The organism is Xenorhabdus griffiniae (assembly GCF_037265215.1).
In the GTDB taxonomy this organism is placed as follows: domain Bacteria; phylum Pseudomonadota; class Gammaproteobacteria; order Enterobacterales; family Enterobacteriaceae; genus Xenorhabdus; species Xenorhabdus griffiniae.
In genome coordinates this window covers 2,917,107-2,936,763 of sequence record NZ_CP147737.1, presented here as the reverse complement: position 1 = coordinate 2,936,763, position 19,657 = coordinate 2,917,107, and the positions used below count along the sequence as shown (strand labels likewise).

Annotated in this window: 17 protein-coding genes; 15 read left to right on the top strand and 2 right to left on the bottom strand. The window is 43.7% G+C overall.

From position 1 onward, the window contains the following. The first annotated feature begins 19 nt into the window (after positions 1 to 19). From mltG to umoD, 10 genes are all read left to right on the top strand, one after another. Entirely contained in the window at positions 20 to 1,045 is a 1,026-nt protein-coding gene (gene mltG / locus WDV75_RS12770) for an endolytic transglycosylase MltG (protein WP_273560013.1), read from the top strand. Further along, positions 1,042 to 1,674 (top strand): dTMP kinase, encoded by a 633-nt coding sequence (gene tmk / locus WDV75_RS12765; protein WP_189758237.1) that lies wholly within the window; start codon positions 1,042 to 1,044, stop codon positions 1,672 to 1,674. The genes mltG and tmk overlap by 4 nt, the downstream gene beginning before the upstream one ends. Positions 1,675 to 1,693: 19 nt before the next feature. After that, positions 1,694 to 2,683 carry a DNA polymerase III subunit delta' gene (holB, locus tag WDV75_RS12760; RefSeq protein WP_273560010.1) on the top strand — a complete coding sequence of 330 codons (990 nt, stop codon included), beginning with the start codon at positions 1,694 to 1,696 and terminating at the stop codon, positions 2,681 to 2,683. Positions 2,684 to 2,705: 22 nt separating this feature from the next. Continuing rightward, entirely contained in the window at positions 2,706 to 3,491 is a 786-nt protein-coding gene (locus WDV75_RS12755; protein WP_273560009.1) for a metal-dependent hydrolase, read from the top strand. Between the two features lie 53 nt (positions 3,492 to 3,544). Further along, positions 3,545 to 3,895: a purine nucleoside phosphoramidase gene (gene hinT / locus WDV75_RS12750; RefSeq protein ID WP_273560008.1), complete on the top strand. Its 351-nt coding sequence runs from the start codon at positions 3,545 to 3,547 to the stop codon at positions 3,893 to 3,895. Positions 3,896 to 3,948: 53 nt separating this feature from the next. Further along, the gene (gene lpoB / locus WDV75_RS12745; RefSeq protein ID WP_273560006.1) at positions 3,949 to 4,518 is read left to right on the top strand and encodes a penicillin-binding protein activator LpoB; all 570 of its coding nucleotides are present in this window, start codon (positions 3,949 to 3,951) and stop codon (positions 4,516 to 4,518) included. Then, the gene (locus WDV75_RS12740) at positions 4,502 to 5,377 is read left to right on the top strand and encodes a phosphotransferase (protein ID WP_273560004.1); all 876 of its coding nucleotides are present in this window, start codon (positions 4,502 to 4,504) and stop codon (positions 5,375 to 5,377) included. The genes lpoB and WDV75_RS12740 overlap by 17 nt, the downstream gene beginning before the upstream one ends. 39 nt (positions 5,378 to 5,416) lie before the next feature. Further along, positions 5,417 to 6,427 carry a beta-N-acetylhexosaminidase gene (nagZ, locus tag WDV75_RS12735; RefSeq protein WP_273560002.1) on the top strand — a complete coding sequence of 337 codons (1,011 nt, stop codon included), beginning with the start codon at positions 5,417 to 5,419 and terminating at the stop codon, positions 6,425 to 6,427. A gap of 200 nt (positions 6,428 to 6,627) precedes the next feature. After that, on the top strand, positions 6,628 to 7,932 hold the full coding sequence (locus WDV75_RS12730; RefSeq protein WP_273560000.1) for an NAD(P)/FAD-dependent oxidoreductase: 1,305 nt from the start codon (positions 6,628 to 6,630) through the stop codon (positions 7,930 to 7,932). A gap of 966 nt (positions 7,933 to 8,898) precedes the next feature. Further along, positions 8,899 to 9,339, top strand: coding sequence for a UmoD family flagellar biogenesis regulator (gene umoD / locus WDV75_RS12725; protein WP_338859928.1), 441 nt, complete (start codon positions 8,899 to 8,901; stop codon positions 9,337 to 9,339). Between the two features lie 135 nt (positions 9,340 to 9,474). On the opposite strand, the gene mfd is transcribed toward umoD, so the two are convergent. Next, positions 9,475 to 12,921: a transcription-repair coupling factor gene (mfd, locus tag WDV75_RS12720; protein WP_273559996.1), complete on the bottom strand. Its 3,447-nt coding sequence runs from the start codon at positions 12,919 to 12,921 to the stop codon at positions 9,475 to 9,477. Positions 12,922 to 13,116: 195 nt separating this feature from the next. On the opposite strand from mfd, the gene lolC reads away from it, so the two are divergent. The 5 genes from lolC to pepT all read left to right on the top strand — a co-directional run bounded on the left by lolC (position 13,117) and on the right by pepT (position 18,451). Further along, positions 13,117 to 14,319, top strand: a complete 1,203-nt coding sequence (gene lolC, locus WDV75_RS12715) for a lipoprotein-releasing ABC transporter permease subunit LolC (protein WP_273559994.1) — start codon at positions 13,117 to 13,119, stop codon at positions 14,317 to 14,319. Then, a complete protein-coding gene (gene lolD, locus WDV75_RS12710) occupies positions 14,312 to 15,016 on the top strand; it encodes a lipoprotein-releasing ABC transporter ATP-binding protein LolD (RefSeq protein ID WP_273559992.1) in 705 nt (234 codons plus the stop codon). The genes lolC and lolD overlap by 8 nt, the downstream gene beginning before the upstream one ends. Next, a complete protein-coding gene (gene lolE / locus WDV75_RS12705; protein ID WP_273559990.1) occupies positions 15,016 to 16,263 on the top strand; it encodes a lipoprotein-releasing ABC transporter permease subunit LolE in 1,248 nt (415 codons plus the stop codon). Before lolD ends, lolE begins: the two co-directional genes overlap by 1 nt. Before the next feature lie 56 nt (positions 16,264 to 16,319). Next, the gene (cobB, locus tag WDV75_RS12700; protein WP_273559989.1) at positions 16,320 to 17,150 is read left to right on the top strand and encodes a Sir2 family NAD+-dependent deacetylase; all 831 of its coding nucleotides are present in this window, start codon (positions 16,320 to 16,322) and stop codon (positions 17,148 to 17,150) included. Between the two features lie 65 nt (positions 17,151 to 17,215). Next, entirely contained in the window at positions 17,216 to 18,451 is a 1,236-nt protein-coding gene (pepT, locus tag WDV75_RS12695; RefSeq protein WP_273559988.1) for a peptidase T, read from the top strand. A gap of 51 nt (positions 18,452 to 18,502) precedes the next feature. On the opposite strand, the gene WDV75_RS12690 is transcribed toward pepT, so the two are convergent. Beyond that, positions 18,503 to 19,624 carry a cupin domain-containing protein gene (locus WDV75_RS12690; RefSeq protein ID WP_273559986.1) on the bottom strand — a complete coding sequence of 374 codons (1,122 nt, stop codon included), beginning with the start codon at positions 19,622 to 19,624 and terminating at the stop codon, positions 18,503 to 18,505. Positions 19,625 to 19,657 lie beyond the last annotated feature (33 nt).

The window sequence follows — 19,657 nt, the reverse complement described above, 5'->3', positions numbered from 1 at the left end:
CAAATAAAGTGATTACCGGATGAAACTAAAAAAGCGCATTTTCATTCTGCCCGGCTTGCTTATTGCAATCGCTGTGATCGTGTTTTTTTCTTTTATGAAGAAAGTAGAGAACTTTGCTGCTCAAGATATTAATCTTAACCAGGAGCTTATATTTACTGTGCCGGCGGGAACGGGTCGTGCTGGACTGCAAGCCTTATTGACTCAGCATAAATTGATTGAAGATAGTCAATTACTGCCATGGCTATTTCGCTTTAAACCAGAGTTAGCAAAGTTTAAGGCTGGAACTTACCGTTTGCAAAAAGGTATGTCTTTGCAGTCTGTCCTGCAATTGTTTGCCAGTGGCAAAGAAACTCAGTTTACTATTCGTTTTGTTGAAGGTAGTCGCTTTTCTGATTGGGCAAAAATATTGCAGAATGCGCCATACTTAAAACATGAGATAGAAAATAAGACACCGAAAGAGCTGCTTGCTGCTTTAGGCATGAAAGAAGATGAGTCACTGGAAGGTTGGTTTTATCCTGATACCTATTTGTATACAGCAGGCACGAGTGACCTGGAGCTGCTTAAACGATCCCATAACAAAATGAAAACAGTCGTCGGGCAGGAATGGGAAAACAGGGAAAAGAGCCTGCCATATAACAGTGCTTATGAAATGTTGATCATGGCCTCTATCATTGAAAAAGAGACCGCAATTGAATCTGAGCGAACCAAAGTTGCCTCTGTATTCGTGAATCGTCTGCGGTTAAAGATGAAACTGCAAACTGATCCAACCGTCATTTATGGATTGGGAGATAAATATACGGGGACGATTTTTCGCAGCAATCTCAACACATTTACACCATACAATACGTATATGATTGATGGGTTGCCACCCACTCCTATCGCCATGCCAGGTTTGGCTTCAATTAAGGCGGCGGCACATCCTGCCGTCACAGAATATTTGTATTTTGTGGCGAATGGCGATGGAGGGCACACATTCACCACCAATCTGGTAGCACATAATAAGGCAGTAAGCCTTTATCGCCAAAGGTTAAAGCAGGATAAATGAGTAGCAAATTTATTGTAATTGAAGGGCTTGAGGGTGCTGGAAAAACAACAGCAATCCAGACAGTGGTTGAAACCTTGAAGCAGCAGGGGATTTTTGATTTGGTGCTTACCCGTGAACCTGGTGGGACACCGTTAGCAGAAAAACTCCGTGAGCTGATCAAACAAGGGGTTGAAGGAGAATCACTGACAGATAAAGCAGAACTATTAATGTTATATGCTGCCAGAGTTCAATTGGTAGAAAATATTATCAAGCCAGCGTTGGCAAAGGGAACCTGGGTCATTGGTGATCGTCATGATCTCTCTTCCCAGGCTTATCAGGGAGGAGGCCGAGGTATCGATCAGCAGTTGATGGCGTCACTACGCAATGCTGCATTGGGGGATTTTTCGCCAGATTTAACGCTTTACCTTGATGTACCACCAGAAATGGGCTTACAACGTGCTCTTGAACGCGGTGAATTAGATCGGATTGAAAAGGAGTCCTTAGATTTCTTCCATCGCACCCGTACAAAATATCTCGAACTTATGGCGAAAGATGACAGTATCAAAAAGATTGATGCCACCCAACCACTGGAAAAAGTGCAGGATGATATTCGCCATACCTTACTTGCCTGGTTAAAGAACATTGACTAAAAGCACAGGAAATTCAGACATGAACTGGTATCCGTGGCTCAATCATGCATACCGTCAGTTAGTTGAACTCCACCAACAGGGGCGTGGTCATCATGCTATTTTGCTTCATGCTCATGCCGGAATGGGGGCTGATGCATTATTGTATGGTTTGAGTCGTTGGTTAATGTGTCAGAATAAACAGGGCATTAAAAGCTGTGGCGAATGCCACGGCTGTCATTTGATGTTAGCGGAAACGCATTCTGACTGGCATGTTCTTGCGCCTGAAAAGGGAAAAAATGTTATTGGGGTCGACGCAGTACGTCGGCTCAGTGAGAAGCTCTATGAATATTCTCAGCAAGGGGGGGCCAAAATTGCCTGGATCACATCCGCAGAATCCCTGACTGATGCAGCTTCTAACGCCTTATTGAAAACGTTGGAAGAGCCACCGCAAAACACCTACTTTTTGTTGCAATGTCAAAACCCTATAAATTTGCTGGCAACACTACGTAGCCGCTGTTTTTACTATTTTATTTCAGTGCCTGAACCTTCGATGGGACTTTATTGGCTCCAAAAACAGCTTCCGGCGATATCCTCTTTAGATGCACAAACAGCATTGAAACTTTCTCAGGGAGCACCATTGGCCGCGGAGCAACTACTCCAAACGGAGAAATGGCAGCAGAGGAATTCACTTTGCCAGGCGATTGAACAGGCGTTGCATAAATGTGATACCCTGTCACTTTTACCCTTACTGAATCGTGATGATGTTCAGCAATCTTTACATTGGTTGATCAGCTTATTATCCGATGCAGTGAAATGGCGGCAGCAGGCGCAGAATTACTGTATTAACCAGGATCAGCAAGCTCTGATTCATTATCTTGCTGCTAGCCAAAGTGTAGAAACATTATTAAAGACAGTTGATGATTGGGTGCATTGTCGTCATCAATTATTATCTGTGGTGGGAGTCAATCGGGAATTGTTGTTAACGGAACAATTACTCAATTGGGAAAGGCAATTTTGTCCTGCACAATAACTTAGTTAGATACGAGCATATTATGTTTTTAGTTGATTCGCATTGTCATCTCGATTGCCTTGATTATGAAACGCTACACCAAAGTGTAGATGATGTTGTGGCGAAAGCGGCCGAACGGGATGTGAAATATATGCTGGCGGTGGCAACCACGTTGCCTGGTTTTCAGCAAATGAGGGCACTGATTGGTAAACGGGAAAATGTAGCGTATTCATGCGGCATCCATCCATTGAATTTGGATGAAGGTTACGATTTCGAAGAACTTGCCCGACTGGCTGCGGATGAAGATGTTGTCGCAATGGGGGAAACTGGCCTGGATTATTATTATCAGCAAGAAAATGCTGAACTCCAGAGAACTTCATTTCGTGAACATATTCGCATTGGCCGTGAATTAAATAAGCCAGTGATTGTGCATACCCGTGACGCAAGAGACGATACGTTGATGGTTTTGCGGGAAGAAAAAGTCCAGGATTGTGGGGGCGTATTGCATTGTTTCACGGAAGATAAAGAAACGGCAAAGGCTCTGCTGGATTTGGGTTTTTATATCTCTTTTTCTGGTATTGTCACTTTCCGCAATGCCGAGCAGATCCGTGAAGCGGCAAGATATGTGCCACTCGATCGCATTCTGGTCGAAACCGATTCACCTTATCTGGCACCGGTTCCCCATCGAGGCAAACAGAATCAGCCAGCTTATGTACGTGATGTTGCTGAATATATGGCAGTATTGAAAGGCGTCAATATTGAAGAATTGGCTGCGGTGACGACCAGAAATTTTTGTGAACTGTTTCATATCAATATTAAAGAAAACTAAGTTAGTCGTGTCACACGGTGTTTTTAAGCCTCATAACAAACAGGAGAAGTAAAATGGCAGAAGAAACTATTTTTAGTAAAATCATCCGTCGAGAAATTCCTTCTGATATTATTTATCAGGATGATTTGGTCACTGCATTTCGTGACATTTCCCCGCAGGCACCAACCCACATTTTGATCGTACCCAATGTATTGATCCCAACCGTTAATGATGTTACCGCTGATCATGAACTTGCTTTGGGACGTCTGTTTACCGTCGCAGCCAAAATAGCAAAAGAGGAAGGCATTGCAGAAGATGGTTATCGTTTGATCATGAACTGTAATCGCCATTCTGGACAGGAAGTTTTCCATATCCACATGCACTTAGTGGGTGGACGTCCATTGGGGCCGCTGTTAGCAAAATAATAACCTAACTTATGTATATCGGTACAAAGTAGTGATGTAACTGGAGTAGATTAATGAAAAGAATTCTCTTTGTTATATTATCGGCAATGTTGCTGGCGAGTTGTGTTGTTCCAGAAACACAAAAGCCTGCTCCTGTTACACCGGTGAAGCCAGAGAAAAAACCGGAACCGTCGGTAGGACCATCAGAAAAAGTTCCCCAGCCCCCTAAAATTCAATCTATTAATTGGGATAGCATTGTTCAGCCGTTAGTGGATCAGATGGTTAATGCTGATGGTGTGGAAGCGGGAAAATTACTGCTTGTCGATTCTGTCAAGAATAATACGAATGGCTCATTGCGAACCCTGAAAGCTACAGATGCAATTACGAATGTCATTAGCAATAAACACACTTTTCAGGTTGTACCGAAATCCCAAGTCTATTCAGCCAGACAGGCACTAGGGTTATCATCGGAAGATAGCCTAGGGTTGCGCAGTAAGTCTATTGGATTGGCTCGTTATTTAAATGCCGATTATGTTCTCTATTCCGTTGTTTCCAATAATCATGGACAGCGTGATCTGGAGATGCAGTTAATGCTGGTTAAAACTGGCGAAATACTCTGGTCGGGCCGTGGTGACGTTAACTAATGGCGACGCTTTGCTCAGGGTGTTGTGTCAGTTATGGCCTGATATTCCCGCAGGTTCTTGGGAAATTAGGCCATTAACGGGTTTGACACAGGGAAGTTACTCTATTGCTAATACAGTGACAAATGAAGTGCGTCAGATGGTCGGACGCGTACAAACACCGCATAGTGAAATGCTTGGTGTGGATCGTCAACGAGAAAATCGGATTTTGCGGCGGTTATCTTCCATCGGCATTGCGCCTAAAGTCGTGTCTATGCACGGAACCTGGTTATTGCTTGAGTGGCTTACTGGGGCAAAAGTAAAACCCGATACATTGGGCCAGTCAGCTTTACAGCAGCCATTAGCCCAACTGCTTGCTCTTCTTCATAACCATTCTCCATTGGGTTATCCCTTTCAATTAAAAAAACAAATTGCATTCCAGTGGCAGCAGATTGACAGAAAACGTTTATCTCCTCGTTGGTTACGTCTGCACAAATTTTTTATAACAAGAAGGATGCCTGCCGCACTTAAAATCGCTCCGGCTCATATGGATGTTCACCCTGATAATCTATTAATGACGGAAAAAGGGTTAAAATTGATTGATTGGGAGTACGCTGCGGATGTCGATATTGGTTTTTCGCTGGCTGTACTATTCAAGGGAAATCAATGGGATGAAGTGCAGCAAAAAACTTTTTTAGAGTATTATTGTACCCAGGCATCAGGATATTCAGATATCCACTTATTGCAGCAACAAATTAAGCAATGGGAGCCGTGGGTCAGTTATATGATGTTAATGTGGTATGAAGTGCGCTGGCAGCAGACAAGAGAACAACAATTTTTATTGCTGGCACATCCCTTACGCCAGGCTTTTAAGCTGGCGTAGTGAATCTAATAACCAATTTAAAGAGAAGTGAGGAAGGCTATGGGGCCAGTAATGTTAGATGTTGTTGGCTATGAATTGGATAATGAAGAGCGTGAAATTTTACAGCACCCATTAGTGGGTGGCTTAATTTTATTTACCCGCAATTTCCACGATACAGCACAATTACGTGAATTGGTGCGCCAAATTCGCGCAGCTTCCCGCCACCGTTTGGTGGTTGCTGTTGATCAGGAAGGTGGACGTGTTCAGCGTTTTCATGAAGGGTTTACGCGTTTACCTGCGGCACAATCTTTTGCTTGTGTACATGACATGCTTATGGGAGCACATCTGGCAAAAGAGTCTGGTTGGTTAATGGCATCAGAAATGATCGCAATGGATATCGATATCAGCTTTGCGCCAGTATTGGATTTAGGGCATAAGTGCATAGCCATTGGTGAACGTTCATTCCATGAAGAACTAGAACCTGCGATGGCAATGGCGGAAAAATTTATTCAAGGAATGCATTCTGCGGGCATGAAATCGACAGGGAAACATTTTCCGGGCCATGGTGCCGTGACAGCCGATTCCCATAAAGAAACGCCACGGGATAATCGTCCTATGGATGCCATTAGTTGTCATGATATGGTGATTTTCCGCGATTTTATCCAACGTAATCTGTTGGATGCCATTATGCCTGCTCATGTGATTTATCCGCAAATAGATCACCGTCCTGCAAGTGGTTCACCTTATTGGTTGAAATCCATACTTCGTCAGCAATTAGGATTTACAGGGGTTATTTTTTCTGATGATTTGTCGATGGAAGGCGCCGCAGTGATGGGCGGTTATGCTGAACGGGCTAAAGCCTCATTAGATGCCGGTTGTGACATGATTTTAGTGTGCAACAATCGAGAAGGGGCAGTCAGTGTGCTGGATAACTTACCGATCATTGAATCACTTAAAGTCAAACAGTTATACCATCAAGGCAAACAATTTAGTTTGGAAGAATTACAGCAATCTGAACGTTGGCAAAAGGCTAATCGGGCGTTACAGGGTTTGTGTGAACAATTTTTGTGATTGATGTCTAATTAATCAAAAGAATTTAGTTGTGATTATTTTTGGTATGACCAACTGACCTGCCATGATATTCTGGAGATATTTTCAATATGAAATTTGTTTAGCTTGAAGTTATTTAAGGACGTTATTCAAGGTTTTTACGTAAAGAAACGAACTTAGCGCCTTACATAACATTATGTTGTATTTTCAGTGGGGTATTCATGACAACGCCAAAGACAAGAATTGTCATCATTGGTGGGGGCGCTGGTGGTTTAGAGCTGGCAACGCGTTTGGGACACAAATTAGGGCGTAAGAAAAAAGCCGAAATTACTTTGGTGGATCGCAATAATAGCCATTTATGGAAACCACTATTGCATGAAGTTGCAACGGGTTCTCTGGATGATGGTGTTGATGCATTGAGTTATTTGGCTCATGCAAGCAACCATTATTTCAATTTCCAGCTCGGCACACTCACGAATATTAATCGTGAAGGAAAGAAAATTACTCTGGCTGGTATCCGTAATGAAGATGGTGATTTGTTAGTACCAGAGCGTGAATTGGCTTACGACATTCTTGTTATGGCATTGGGCAGCCAATCTAACGATTTTGGCACGGCGGGTGTGAAGGAAAATTGTATTTTCCTTGATAACCCGCAACAGGCACATCGTTTCCACAATGAAATGTTGAACCTGTTCCTGAAATATTCTGCAAATCACAGTGCAGAAGAAAAAGTGAATATCGCGATTGTTGGTGGTGGTGCGACGGGCGTAGAGCTTTCCGCGGAACTTTATAATGCGGTTAAGCAACTTAACAGCTATGGCTTTGAAAGCCTGAATTCAGATGCCCTGAACGTGACGTTGGTTGAGGCAGGGGAGCGTATCCTGCCTGCATTGCCGACACGTATTTCCAGTGCTGCTCATCAAGAGTTGACTAAGCTGGGTGTTAAGGTATTAACCAAGACAATGGTGACCAGTGCGGATGAGGATGGGTTGAATACCAAAGAGGGTGAGCAGATCAAAGCCTCCTTGATGGTTTGGGCTGCGGGAATTAAAGCGCCTGACTTTATGAAAGATATCGGTGGATTGGAAACCAACCGTATCAATCAATTGGTTGTAAAACCTACTTTGCAAACCACACGGGATGATCATATTTTTGCCATTGGGGATTGTGCATCATGCCCGAAAAAAGAAGGGGGTTTTGTTCCTCCTCGTGCGCAGTCTGCTCACCAGATGGCAAGCCGTTGTTATGACAATATCCTGGCATTGTTGAATGAAAAACCATTGAAAGAGTATGTTTACAAAGATCATGGTTCATTGGTTTCATTATCCAAGTTCAGTACTGTTGGTAGCCTGATGGGGAACTTGATGCGTGGTTCAATGATGGTTGAAGGCCGCATTGCTCGTATGGTTTATATCTCTTTGTATCGTATGCATCAGGTAGCTTTGCATGGATATATTAAAACAGGTTTGATGATGCTGGTTGGAGGAATTAACCGCGTTATTCGTCCACGCCTGAAGTTGCATTAATTAGCGCCCAAATGGCTCATCTTGAAGTAATTAATTAAGGTGAGTCATTTACCCACTCATTATATTTATTATTATACATATCATAATTATTCTTCTCTAAATTTAACCTGATTATTTACTATAATATATTAATCGACTTTCAAGATGCGTTTTATATCTCCCTGCTACGCGGGAAGATATAAGCAATCACACGTATCTTGGAGCTAGATTGGTATAAAACTGTATTTGAATCAAATTCAAGCCTCCTTTTAATTAATTCATTATTGTTATAGTTGATAATTTTTTTAAATAGTGAACCATAATTATATTGATATGTTATACAAGATACATTTAACTGACTTAGTTATGTATATCTACCTAATAGATAATCAAATAATTTATCAGCAGATTTAATTAATCGTTATAATACCGCCTGTTTTAGTTAGGTTACCTTGGTATCAGAAATTTTATCAGTCTGTACGATCAAGGCCCTGGGAGGTATATCTTTTATTTTTTTATTGCATGTATTTTTTATATGGCAATTTTTATTGTGATAATTTTTTATGTACTATACGCATTAAACTTCAAGTTGCAATTTACAACACGATTTCTCCCCGCAAAGCGGGGAGAAATCACACACATCTTGAAGTTAGATGGGTATAACTCTTAATGAAATAGGTATAGAAGCTGTTTTTTCGTAAAGTCAATACTGAAACTATTCACAATAATAAATAACAACATGGATAAGTGCTTAATGATTTTTCTGATTTAACGGAATAGGATTTTTCTCAATAATTAACTTAGCGCACTTTTAGCTTATTAAATAGGTTTTCATCATACTGAGGTAAGGAATACGCCTATCATTTTGAAACGCTATTTAAAATCGTTGCGAAATATTCTTTTAATCAAATTGAGTGGAAAACTATCAATATATCAAGGTGCTATGTGGTTAAACTAACGATAAGACAGTATGTAATGAGTTTTATAATGACTATTATTGCTATTGCCATCATTGGTATAGCCGCAACGTTTTATTTTGAACCGCCACGCCCCAGCGTTGCGCATGTATTATCTGCGAAACCTATCCGGTCAACGGTTTTTTTTCGTCAATCCTATTGTCATATTGCCGTATTTCCTATTCCTTTTACCGTAAAAAATAGTGTGCATAATCATTTGATTAAATATGAATATCGTATTTTAACCTTGATTAATTACTTGAAAATTAATAGAAAATATCCCGCATTAATCCACTCAACGTTAAAAAACTGTATAGAATTTCATTTTAAGAAACCACGTGTTGTTGCCTATGACGTAAATTATGTTATTGGTGAACAACCAGGAAAAATCAGGATTGAATACAAACCTGATGACACTATTCCTTTAAATGAGAAAGGACAATTGATCCTGAAATCACATCTACAACAATGAGTTTTTCTAACTATTTAGTGGAGAGTAAAAAAAGATTGCACTGTTTCTCGGTTAGTTCGCATTAAGGGGTAATTTGGCGAACTGGGAAAAATAGTGCAATCGTGACATTATCTTTTTATCGCTTAAGTGGCTTGATTAGGCATCACTTTTGTGTAGATCAAAGTCTTCTAATAATTGCTGGATAAACGATAAACGCGTGGCCCGTTCGGTTAACTCAGTAATAAATTTCAATTTATAAGGTCCATCCAATCGGTAAATATGGGGCTGCGTTTGTAACAAACTAATGAGATAATTCGGATCGACTTTATTATGATGGACAAATTCAATAAAACCCCCTTTTTCATGTGCTTCAATACGTTTAATACCGAGTTGTCGGGCGATCAGGCGAATAGAAGCAGATTGCAGTAGTTGGCGTCCTGAATCGGGTAGAATACCAAATCGGTCAATAAGTTCGACTTTTAGCTCATCCAATTCGGGATTATTTTGTGCGCTGGCAATACGCTTATAAAAAGATAAGCGTATGTTAACATCTGGAATATAGTCATCAGGCAACAGCACAGGCATACGCAATTCTATCTCAGTCTGGTTATTGGTGAGATCTTCAAGCGAAGGCTCTCGCCCATTTTTCAGAGCATCAACGGCATTTTCCAATAACTCCATATAGAGAGTAAAGCCAATGCTGGTCATCTGCCCACTCTGGTCTTCACCCAACAATTCGCCAGCTCCCCTAATTTCCAAATCGTGGGTAGCCAATGCAAAACCAGCCCCCAGATCTTCGAGAGATGCAATAGCCTCCAGCCGTTTTTGTGCATCGCTGGTCATGGCTTTTGGATGCGGTGTCAGCAAATAAGCATAAGCCTGATGATGGGAGCGCCCGACACGCCCACGTAATTGGTGTAATTGGGCCAGGCCAAAATGATCGGCACGTTCGATGATGATGGTATTGGCGCTGGGAATATCGATGCCCGTTTCGATGATAGTGGTACACACCAGAACATTAAAGCGTTGGTGATGGAAATCCGTCATAACGCGTTCCAGATCACGCTCACGCATTTGCCCATGCCCTACAACAATTCTGGCTTCGGGAACCAACTCTTCCAGGCGGGCTTTTGCCTTTTCGATGTTTTCAACATCGTTATACAGATAGTAAACTTGTCCACCACGCAAAATTTCACGCAGGATAGATTCACGTACCACCAGGCTATCATATTCACGTACAAACGTTTTTACTGCCAGACGACGGGCTGGGGGAGTAGCGATAATGGAGAGATCGCGCATACCACTCATTGCCATATTGAGCGTACGAGGGATCGGGGTGGCGGTGAGTGTCAGGACATCAACATTTGCCCGAATAGCTTTGATACGTTCTTTATGACGAACGCCGAAACGATGTTCCTCATCAACGATCAACAAACCGAGATCTTTCCAGCGCAGATCACTTTGCAGCAGTTTATGGGTGCTAATAATGATATCCACTTTACCTTCCGCCGCCATATCAATGACCTGTTGTTGCTCTTTTGCACTACGAAAACGAGACATAACTTCAATGTGCACAGGCCAATTGGCAAAACGATCACGGAAATTATCATAATGCTGTTGTGCTAATAAGGTGGTTGGCACAAGCACTGCGACTTGCTTATTGTTGATGACGGAGAGGAACGCGGCACGCATTGCAACTTCTGTTTTCCCAAACCCGACATCGCCACAGACCAGCCTATCCATAGCAATAGGTTCGCACATATCATCAAGGACTGCATTGATGGCTTGTTCTTGATCTGGCGTTGTGTCAAAGGGAAAACTTTGGCAGAACAGTTGGTACTGTTCGCGATCGTTCTTGAAAGCAAAACCCGGTTTTACGGCCCGTTGTGCGTAAACATCCAGGAGTTCGGCTGCAACGTCACGCACTTTTTCAGCTGCTTTCTGGCGCGCTTTATTCCATGCCTCTCCGCCCAATTTATGCAAGGGCGCACTCTCCTCAGTACCCCCCGCATAGCGGCTGATGAGATGAAGGGAAGAGACTGGTACATACAACTTGTCTTCTCCGGCATAAGTCAGGATAAGATATTCTGCCTTAATGCCACCCGCTTCTAATGTTATCAGTCCCTGATAGCGGCCAACGCCATGTTCAAGGTGAACAACAGGTTGTCCATGCCGTAATTCAGCGAGATTGCGGATCAATGTATCGGTATTAATTGTGCGCCGGTTATCCTGACGACGACGGCTGACACGTTCGCCCAGCATGTCACTTTCACAAATCAGGGCGAGATTGTTATCTTCATCAATAAAACCATGCTCTGCGGCACCCACCATCAAATAATGGCCGAGATTATTAGCGTCAGTGAGCTGGTTTATTTTTTCCGGTTTGACTTTAATTCGGGACAACAATTCTTTTATGGATTCTCGGCGCCCTTCACTTTCCACTGAAAACACGATCTTACCGCTGAATTGCTCTATGAAACGGCGTAATTTATCCAATGGCTCTTTTTGCTGTGCGGCAACCGATAAATCAGGCAGAGCCTGATAGGCTAAGTTGATATTCCTTGCTTTTTGAGGAAGGGGGGCATTATCAACTTCAATCCGAGGCCAATTTTTCAATTCCGAGAATAGCGTATTGACAGGCAACCAAAGCTGTTCGGGAGCGAGTAACGGGCGCATGGGATCAACTTTGCGGCTTTCAAAACGTTGTTTCGTATCTTGCCAGAAACGCTCCGCCGCACTGACCAAATTCTGGGTAATCAGCAGGGTATTTTCGGGCAGATACTCAAAGATGGCGGGTAAAGGGTGTTCAAAGAACAAGGGTTGCCAATATTCAATGCCGGCAGGGAGCACTTTTTTACTGACTTGCTGATAAATATGTTCAGCATCACGACGGACTTCGAACTGTTCGCGCCATTGGCTGCGAAACAGCTCAATCGCATCCTGGTCGGTTGGGAACTCATGGGCTGGCAATAAATTGATTTTTTCCACTTCGGCCAAGGTACGCTGACTATCCACATCAAACGTGCGCAGGCTGTCTATCTCATCATCAAAAAAATCAATACGATAAGGATACTCACTGCCCATAGGGAAGAGATCAAACAAGGCACCACGTGTAGCAAATTCGCCATGTTCAAGTACCTGTTCAACACTGCGATAACCTGCTTGTTCCAGTTCTGCCCGCAGTTTATCACGTGAAAGACGCTGTCCCTTGTGCATGACCAATGCATGTCCTTTGAGATAATCGTGAGGGCAGACACGTTGCATCAAGGTGTTGACGGGAAGGATTAATGCCCCTTTCGTCATAAATGGTAAGTGATAAAGCGTGGACAGGCGGTTGGAGATAATTTCTTGGTGAGGAGAAAAACTATCGTAGGGCAAAGTTTCCCAATCTGACATCGTATTTATTGGTGCGTCGGTGAACTGTTGAATTTCATCACGCAATCGTAGGGCATTTTGCATATCTTTGGTCACCAGCAGTATTGGCCCTGGGTGACGTTCAATGATTTCAGCACATTCAACGGCACAAGCGGCACCCGTCAAATGGCCTAAGTAGCGGGTATCGCCGCGGCTTTCAGGAAGTTGATAACGATATTTTGCTGACATAAGCGTTTGATGTGTTCTCTAAGATTCAGTCCATTCCCAACACATTTTTGCCCAGTGGCCTTACAATAAATACGCTGGTAGGTTGAGAGAAAGTAAAAAAACCACAGAACCGGGATACGGGTGGTTCCATAAAATATTGCTACCCTTTATTATCCCCGAACACTTTGCTTTGGCAACAGGGGCGTAACAGATTTCATGTTTCAATCGGTCTCATTATTTATAGGATTGCGCTATATGCGCGGGCGGGCGGTCGATAAATTTGGCCGTTTTGTTTCATGGTTGTCAGCGATTGGCATTACGCTAGGCGTCGCGGCCTTGATTACGGTATTGTCAGTCATGAACGGTTTTGAGCGTTCATTAGAAAATAGCATCCTGGGCTTTATGCCGCAGGCTATCATTACATCGGGAAAAGGCGCTATCAATCCGGTTGAACATCCGGTTAGCCAGCTGGTGGGATTAAAGGGGGTTAATCGCATCACCTCTATCGTACAAGGAGATGTGGTGCTACAGAGTCACCACAATGTAGGGGTTGGTGTCATGTTAGGTATTAACCAGGACGAATATGCGCCATTGGCAGAACATCTTGTTAATGTCAATCGAAGCCAACTACAACCCGGAGGTTATTTTGTCATTTTGGGAGAAAAATTGGCGGCTAAATTAGGGGTAAAACGGGGCGATAAAATCCGTATTATCGTGCCGAGTGCCAGTCAGTTAACACCAATGGGCCGAATTCCCAGCCAGCGTTTATTCACGGTAGCGGGTACATTCTTCGCCAATAGTGAAGCCGATGGTACGGAAATGTTAGTTAATCAACAGGATGCGGCCAGATTGTTGCGCTATCCCATAGGTAATATTACCGGCTGGCGCTTGTTTCTCAATGAACCCCTCACCGTAGATGCCTTGAGCCAGCAAACCCTGCCAAAAGGGCTGATATGGAAAGATTGGCGTGAACGCAAAGGGGAATTTTTTCAGGCGGTTCGCATGGAGAAAAACATGATGGGATTATTGCTGAGCCTGATTATAGCCGTTGCTGCTTTTAACATTATTACCTCTCTCTCTTTACTGGTGATGGAAAAACAGGGTGAAATCGCTATCTTGCAGACGCAAGGTCTGACCCGACGTCAAGTGATGGCCATCTTTATGATCCAGGGCGCGGGAGCCGGCATTATTGGTGCTGTATTGGGAACAGGATTGGGAATATTGCTTTCCAGTCAGTTAAATAATCTCATGCCAATTATCGGATTGCTGTCTGAGGGCATTCGGTTACCTGTTGCAATTGATGCTACGCAAGTAATGCTGATTGCCATCAGTGCCATGTTGATCTCCTTAATCTCGACGCTGTACCCTTCCTGGCGCGCGGCGACCACCCAACCTGCTGAGGCTTTACGTTATGAGTAAACACCCTTTATTACTGTGTCACCAACTGTGCAAAAAATATCAGGAAGGAAAAATTTCTACAGAAGTATTAAAGAATGTCACTTTCTCCATGCAACAGGGTGAAATAATGGCCATTGTCGGGAGTTCTGGCTCTGGCAAAAGTACCCTCTTGCACTTGCTTGGTGGTTTGGATTCACCTACGTCTGGTGAAGTCCGGTTCAAAGGGCAATCACTCAACCAAATGTCTTCGTCTGCGCGAGCAGAATTACGTAACAGTGAAATTGGTTTCATTTATCAGTTTCACCATTTATTACCTGATTTTACGGCATTGGAAAATGTTGCGATGCCGCTCCTGATTGGCGGACAAAAACGCCATTCTCAGCAAAAAGCGCTGGATATGCTGGCGGCGGTTGGGTTGGAGCATCGGGCGCATCATCGGCCATCTGAGCTGTCAGGGGGAGAACGTCAACGTGTTGCCATTGCCCGGGCGCTGGTAAATGAACCGTCATTGGTGTTGGCGGATGAACCAACGGGTAACCTTGATCAACGAAATGCAGACAGTGTGTTTCAGCTTTTGCAAGAACTGAACCAACAGCAAGGTACTGCGTTTCTCGTTGTTACCCATGATCTGAAATTAGCTAACCAACTGGCACGTCAGGTAGAAATGCGTGATGGGTATTTGCAGGATGAATTAACCCTGGCGGCGGGGGAGATGTAATGGTAAACCTGCCTCTTGCACTATTTACCGCATTACGATTTAGTCGTGGCCGACGTCGTTCAGGCATGGTTTCCCTGATCTCTGTCATTTCAACGCTGGGTATCATGTTGGGTGTGGCGGTGCTGATTATTGGCTTGAGTGCCATGAACGGTTTTGAACGAGAGTTGAACAATCGGATACTTTCCGTTGTGCCACATGGACAAATTTATGCTGTGGAGCAGCCTTTCCAGGATTGGGAAACCGCCCTTAAGCGGGTGAGACAGACACCTGGTATTGCCGGAGCCTCTCCCTATATTGAGCTCACTGGACTGATGGAGCGCGGTGAAAAACTTCATGCTATACAGGTACGTGGAGTCGATCTGGATACCGAGATGGATGTGAGTACCTTACCTCAGTTTGTGCGTAACGGGGCATGGAAAACGTTCAGGGCAGGAAAAAATCAGGTGATTTTAGGGCAGGGGGTGGCTAATTCACTGCACGTGAAACAGGGTGATTGGGTGACAGTCATGATCCCCAATAATGATGCGAGCCTGAAACTTTTGCAGCCTAAACGCATCCGTTTACAGGTTGCGGGTATTTTCCAGTTGAGTGGCATGTTAGATCACAGTTTGGCCCTTGTTCCTTTGCCTGATGCCCAGAACTATCTGGATTACGGTAATGCAATCACTGGTATTGCCATTAAAGCCGATAATGTTTTTGCCGCAGAGCAACGTGTGTGGGATGCAGGTAACGCGACAGGAAAATATGTCTATATCAGCACCTGGACAAAAGATTACGGTTATATGTACAACGATATCCAGATGGTACGTAGCATTATGTACCTGGCGATGGTACTGGTTATTGGTGTTGCTTGCTTTAATATTATTTCAACACTGATTATGGCGGTGAAGGATAAAAGCAGTGACATCGCTATCTTGCGTACTTTGGGAGCAAAGGATAGCCATATCAGGGCAATTTTTTTATGGTATGGATTACTAACAGGCATGATAGGGAGCATAATTGGTGTCGTTGTCGGGATTTTCACATCATTAAATTTGACGGCTATCATTAAAGGGTTAGAAAAGCTGCTTGGACACCAACTCCTTTCAGGAGATATCTATTTTATCGACTTTTTGCCATCAGAACTGCATGTTATGGATGTGCTTTATGTTCTGTTAACGGCATTAGTATTAAGCTTGTTGGCGAGTTGGTATCCTGCTCGTCGGGCCAGTAAACTTGATCCAGCGCGAATTTTGAGTGGACAATAGGATATCGGGGTATCAACGCGTATCTAAGCACGCTATCGTATACAAGGAAATAATCTATGCGGGTTCTTCATCGGCACAGTAAATTTTACCGAACCAAGCGATTACGGCGACAGCGATCACATAGACAAAACTTTTACAGGGATATCCGATTGGCAAATAAAATACAAAAACCTTATGTGGTGGTCCTGACAGGAGCAGGAATTTCGGCTGAGTCAGGTATTCAAACATTTCGCTCTGCCGATGGCCTGTGGGAAGAGCATCGTGTCGAAGATGTTGCGACTCCGGAAGGTTTTCAGCGTGATCCTGATCTGGTTCAGGCATTTTATAATGCCCGCCGCAAGCAGCTACAACAACCGGATATCCAGCCTAATGCTGCACATCATGCCCTGGCGGAACTCGAACAGGAGCTTGGTGACCATTTTTTATTGGTGACACAGAATATTGATGATCTGCATGAACGTGCGGGAAGTCGTCGTGTTCTGCATATGCACGGTGAATTACTGAAAGTTCGGTGTTGTCAATCTGGACAAGTCGTTGAATGGACAAATGATCTCACTATGGAAGATCGTTGCCATTGTTGCCAATTCCCGTCGCCATTACGTCCTCATGTAGTATGGTTTGGGGAAATGCCATTGGGTATGGAGCAGATTTACTCTGCTTTAGCTGATGCAGATATCTTTATCGCTATTGGAACATCGGGCCACGTTTATCCGGCAGCGGGGTTTGTGCATGAGGCTAAATTGTCTGGGGCGCACACTGTTGAGCTGAATCTTGAACCTAGTCAGGTCGAGAATTTGTTTGATGAAAAACATTACGGTTATGCCAGTAAAATAGTTACGCAATATGTTCAATCTTTAATTCAGCAGATGAAGACGGATAAAAGCTGACTTGACGCAATGCCTACGCTATCCATCTTTTTCATAATAAATCCACATGAACTAGGGAGAAGAAGATGGATAGATTATTAGAGCGTTTTTTTAAATATATTGCATTTAATACGCAATCAAAACCATCCGCTAAAACCATTCCCAGTAGTAACGGTCAACTGGATCTTGCCAAGGTATTATACGAAGAGTTGATCCAGCTTGGTTTTGCCGATGTCACTCTCAATGAACGGGGATGTGTGATGGCAACATTGCCAAAAAATGTTGCAACGCCTGTTCCTGTCATTGGTTTTATTGCCCACCTCGATACCTCACCTGATTTTTCCGGTAAGCATGTTAATCCCCAGATTGTGGAAAATTATCGTGGTGGTGATATTGCGTTAGGGATGGGAGATGACGTGTTATCGCCAGTCATGTTCCCTGTATTACATAGCTTACTGGGGAAAACATTAATTACGACCGATGGCAAAACACTGTTGGGTGCTGATGATAAAGCCGGGATCGCTGAAATCATTACCGCGATGGTACGCTTGAAACAGAGAAATATTCCACATGGTGATATTCGGATTGCGTTCACGCCAGATGAGGAAATTGGCAGGGGAGCACACTATTTTGATCTAGCGGCTTTCGGCGCAGAATGGGCCTATACCGTTGATGGCGGCGGAGTGGGGGAATTGGAATTTGAGAATTTCAATGCCGCATCCGTGGTCATCAAGATTGTGGGGAATATGGCTCATCCGGGCAGTGCCAAAGGAGTTATGGTTAACGCATTGACATTAGCCATGCGCATTCATTCAGCTTTGCCGGCTGAAGAAACGCCTGAACAGACCGAAGGTTATGAAGGTTTTTATCATTTGCATAGCATAAAAGGGACTGTTGAGCGTGCCGAGATGCACTATATCATCCGAGATTTTGACAGGGCTAATTTTGCAAAACGTAAAAAAAATCTCATTGCTATTGCGGAAACTATCGGAGAAGGATTACATCCAGAGTGCTATATTGAGCTGGCGATTGATGATGATTATTACAACATGCATAGCGAGGTGCTTAAATATCCTCATGTTATTGCCATTGCTAAACAAGCGATGCTCGATTGTCATATTGAACCGATAATCCAACCGATACGTGGTGGGACTGATGGTGCAGAGTTATCTTATCGTGGCCTCCCTTGCCCGAATATTTTTACGGGTGGATATAATTATCACAGCAAGCACGAATTTATTTCACTGGAAGGCATGGAACAAGCCGTTAATGTGATTATGCGGATTGCTGAATTGACGGTAAGCCATGTCTCGCCCGAATAACAGCCACTATTTAGTAAACAAGGGGCAACTTATCTTGCCCCTTGGCCTGGATTAATCATTAAAATACCAATAACCGCTATTGACCAAAGCCGTAAGCAGGCTGATAAATCGGACGTCGTCGATAGCATCGCCCAGCAATTCAGCATTCACTTTGTCATATTGGCAAAGGGCGTTAGCAGCCTGGATATGAGGAGTATCCATCAATTCCCCATTGACGAAACATTGATCACCAACTCGCAGGACGCGCAGGCCACTCAAACGATTTAACGCTTCGCCTTGTTTCAGTAAATCATAAATCTCATCGCTCTCATAAGGCGGTTCAGGTGGTGCCAGATCTAATTCATGGCGTGATTGAGAGATGAATTCGCCAAACCAGTTTTGGAAAGTTTCTGGTTGTTCCAACAATTCACGCATCATGGAACGCAGTGTGTCCAGTTCGTTTTTCTGGATCAGGGCTGGGTTGTCACGAAATGTTAATCCAGGATCGCTGTAGCGATGGCTTCCCAGTTCGTTTGCCAGAATATAGTCAGCAAATCCACTGAATAATTCACGGGCATTGGGGGCACGGAATCCCACCGAATAGTTCAGTGAATCCTCAATAGCATAGCCTTCGTGTGGAAAACCCGGTGGAATGTAGAGTATATCGCCCGGTAACATCTCTTCATCAATAATTGCCTCAAAAGGTTCGACCTGCAATAAATCAGGATGAGGGCAATGTTGTTTCATGGGAATTTTTTCACCTACCCGCCAACGTCTGCGTCCTTTTCCTTGAATGATAAAAACGTCATATTGGTCAAGATGTGGGCCGACACCACCGCCGGGTACGGAGAACGAGATCATCAAGTCATCCATGCGCCAGTCAGACAGTACACGGAATGGCTTCATCAGTGCAGAAGAAGGGAGATGCCAATGGTCAACGGCTTGTACAAGCAAAGACCAGTTTTTTTCGTCTAAATGGTCGTAGGTTTCAAATGGTCCGTGGGAAACTTCCCAGCGCCCATTTTTCTGACTAACCAAACGGCTATCGATTTCATTTTCCATCGCCAGACCCGCCAGCTCATCGGGGGAAAGAGGATCAATAAACTGATGGAAACCCTGTTTAATCAGCAATGGTCGTTTTTGCCAATGGTTTTGCAAAAACGCCTGCCAGTCCAGATTTAGCTGATAGTCCATGGTGACATCCTGAAGTGAGAAGTGAATTTCACG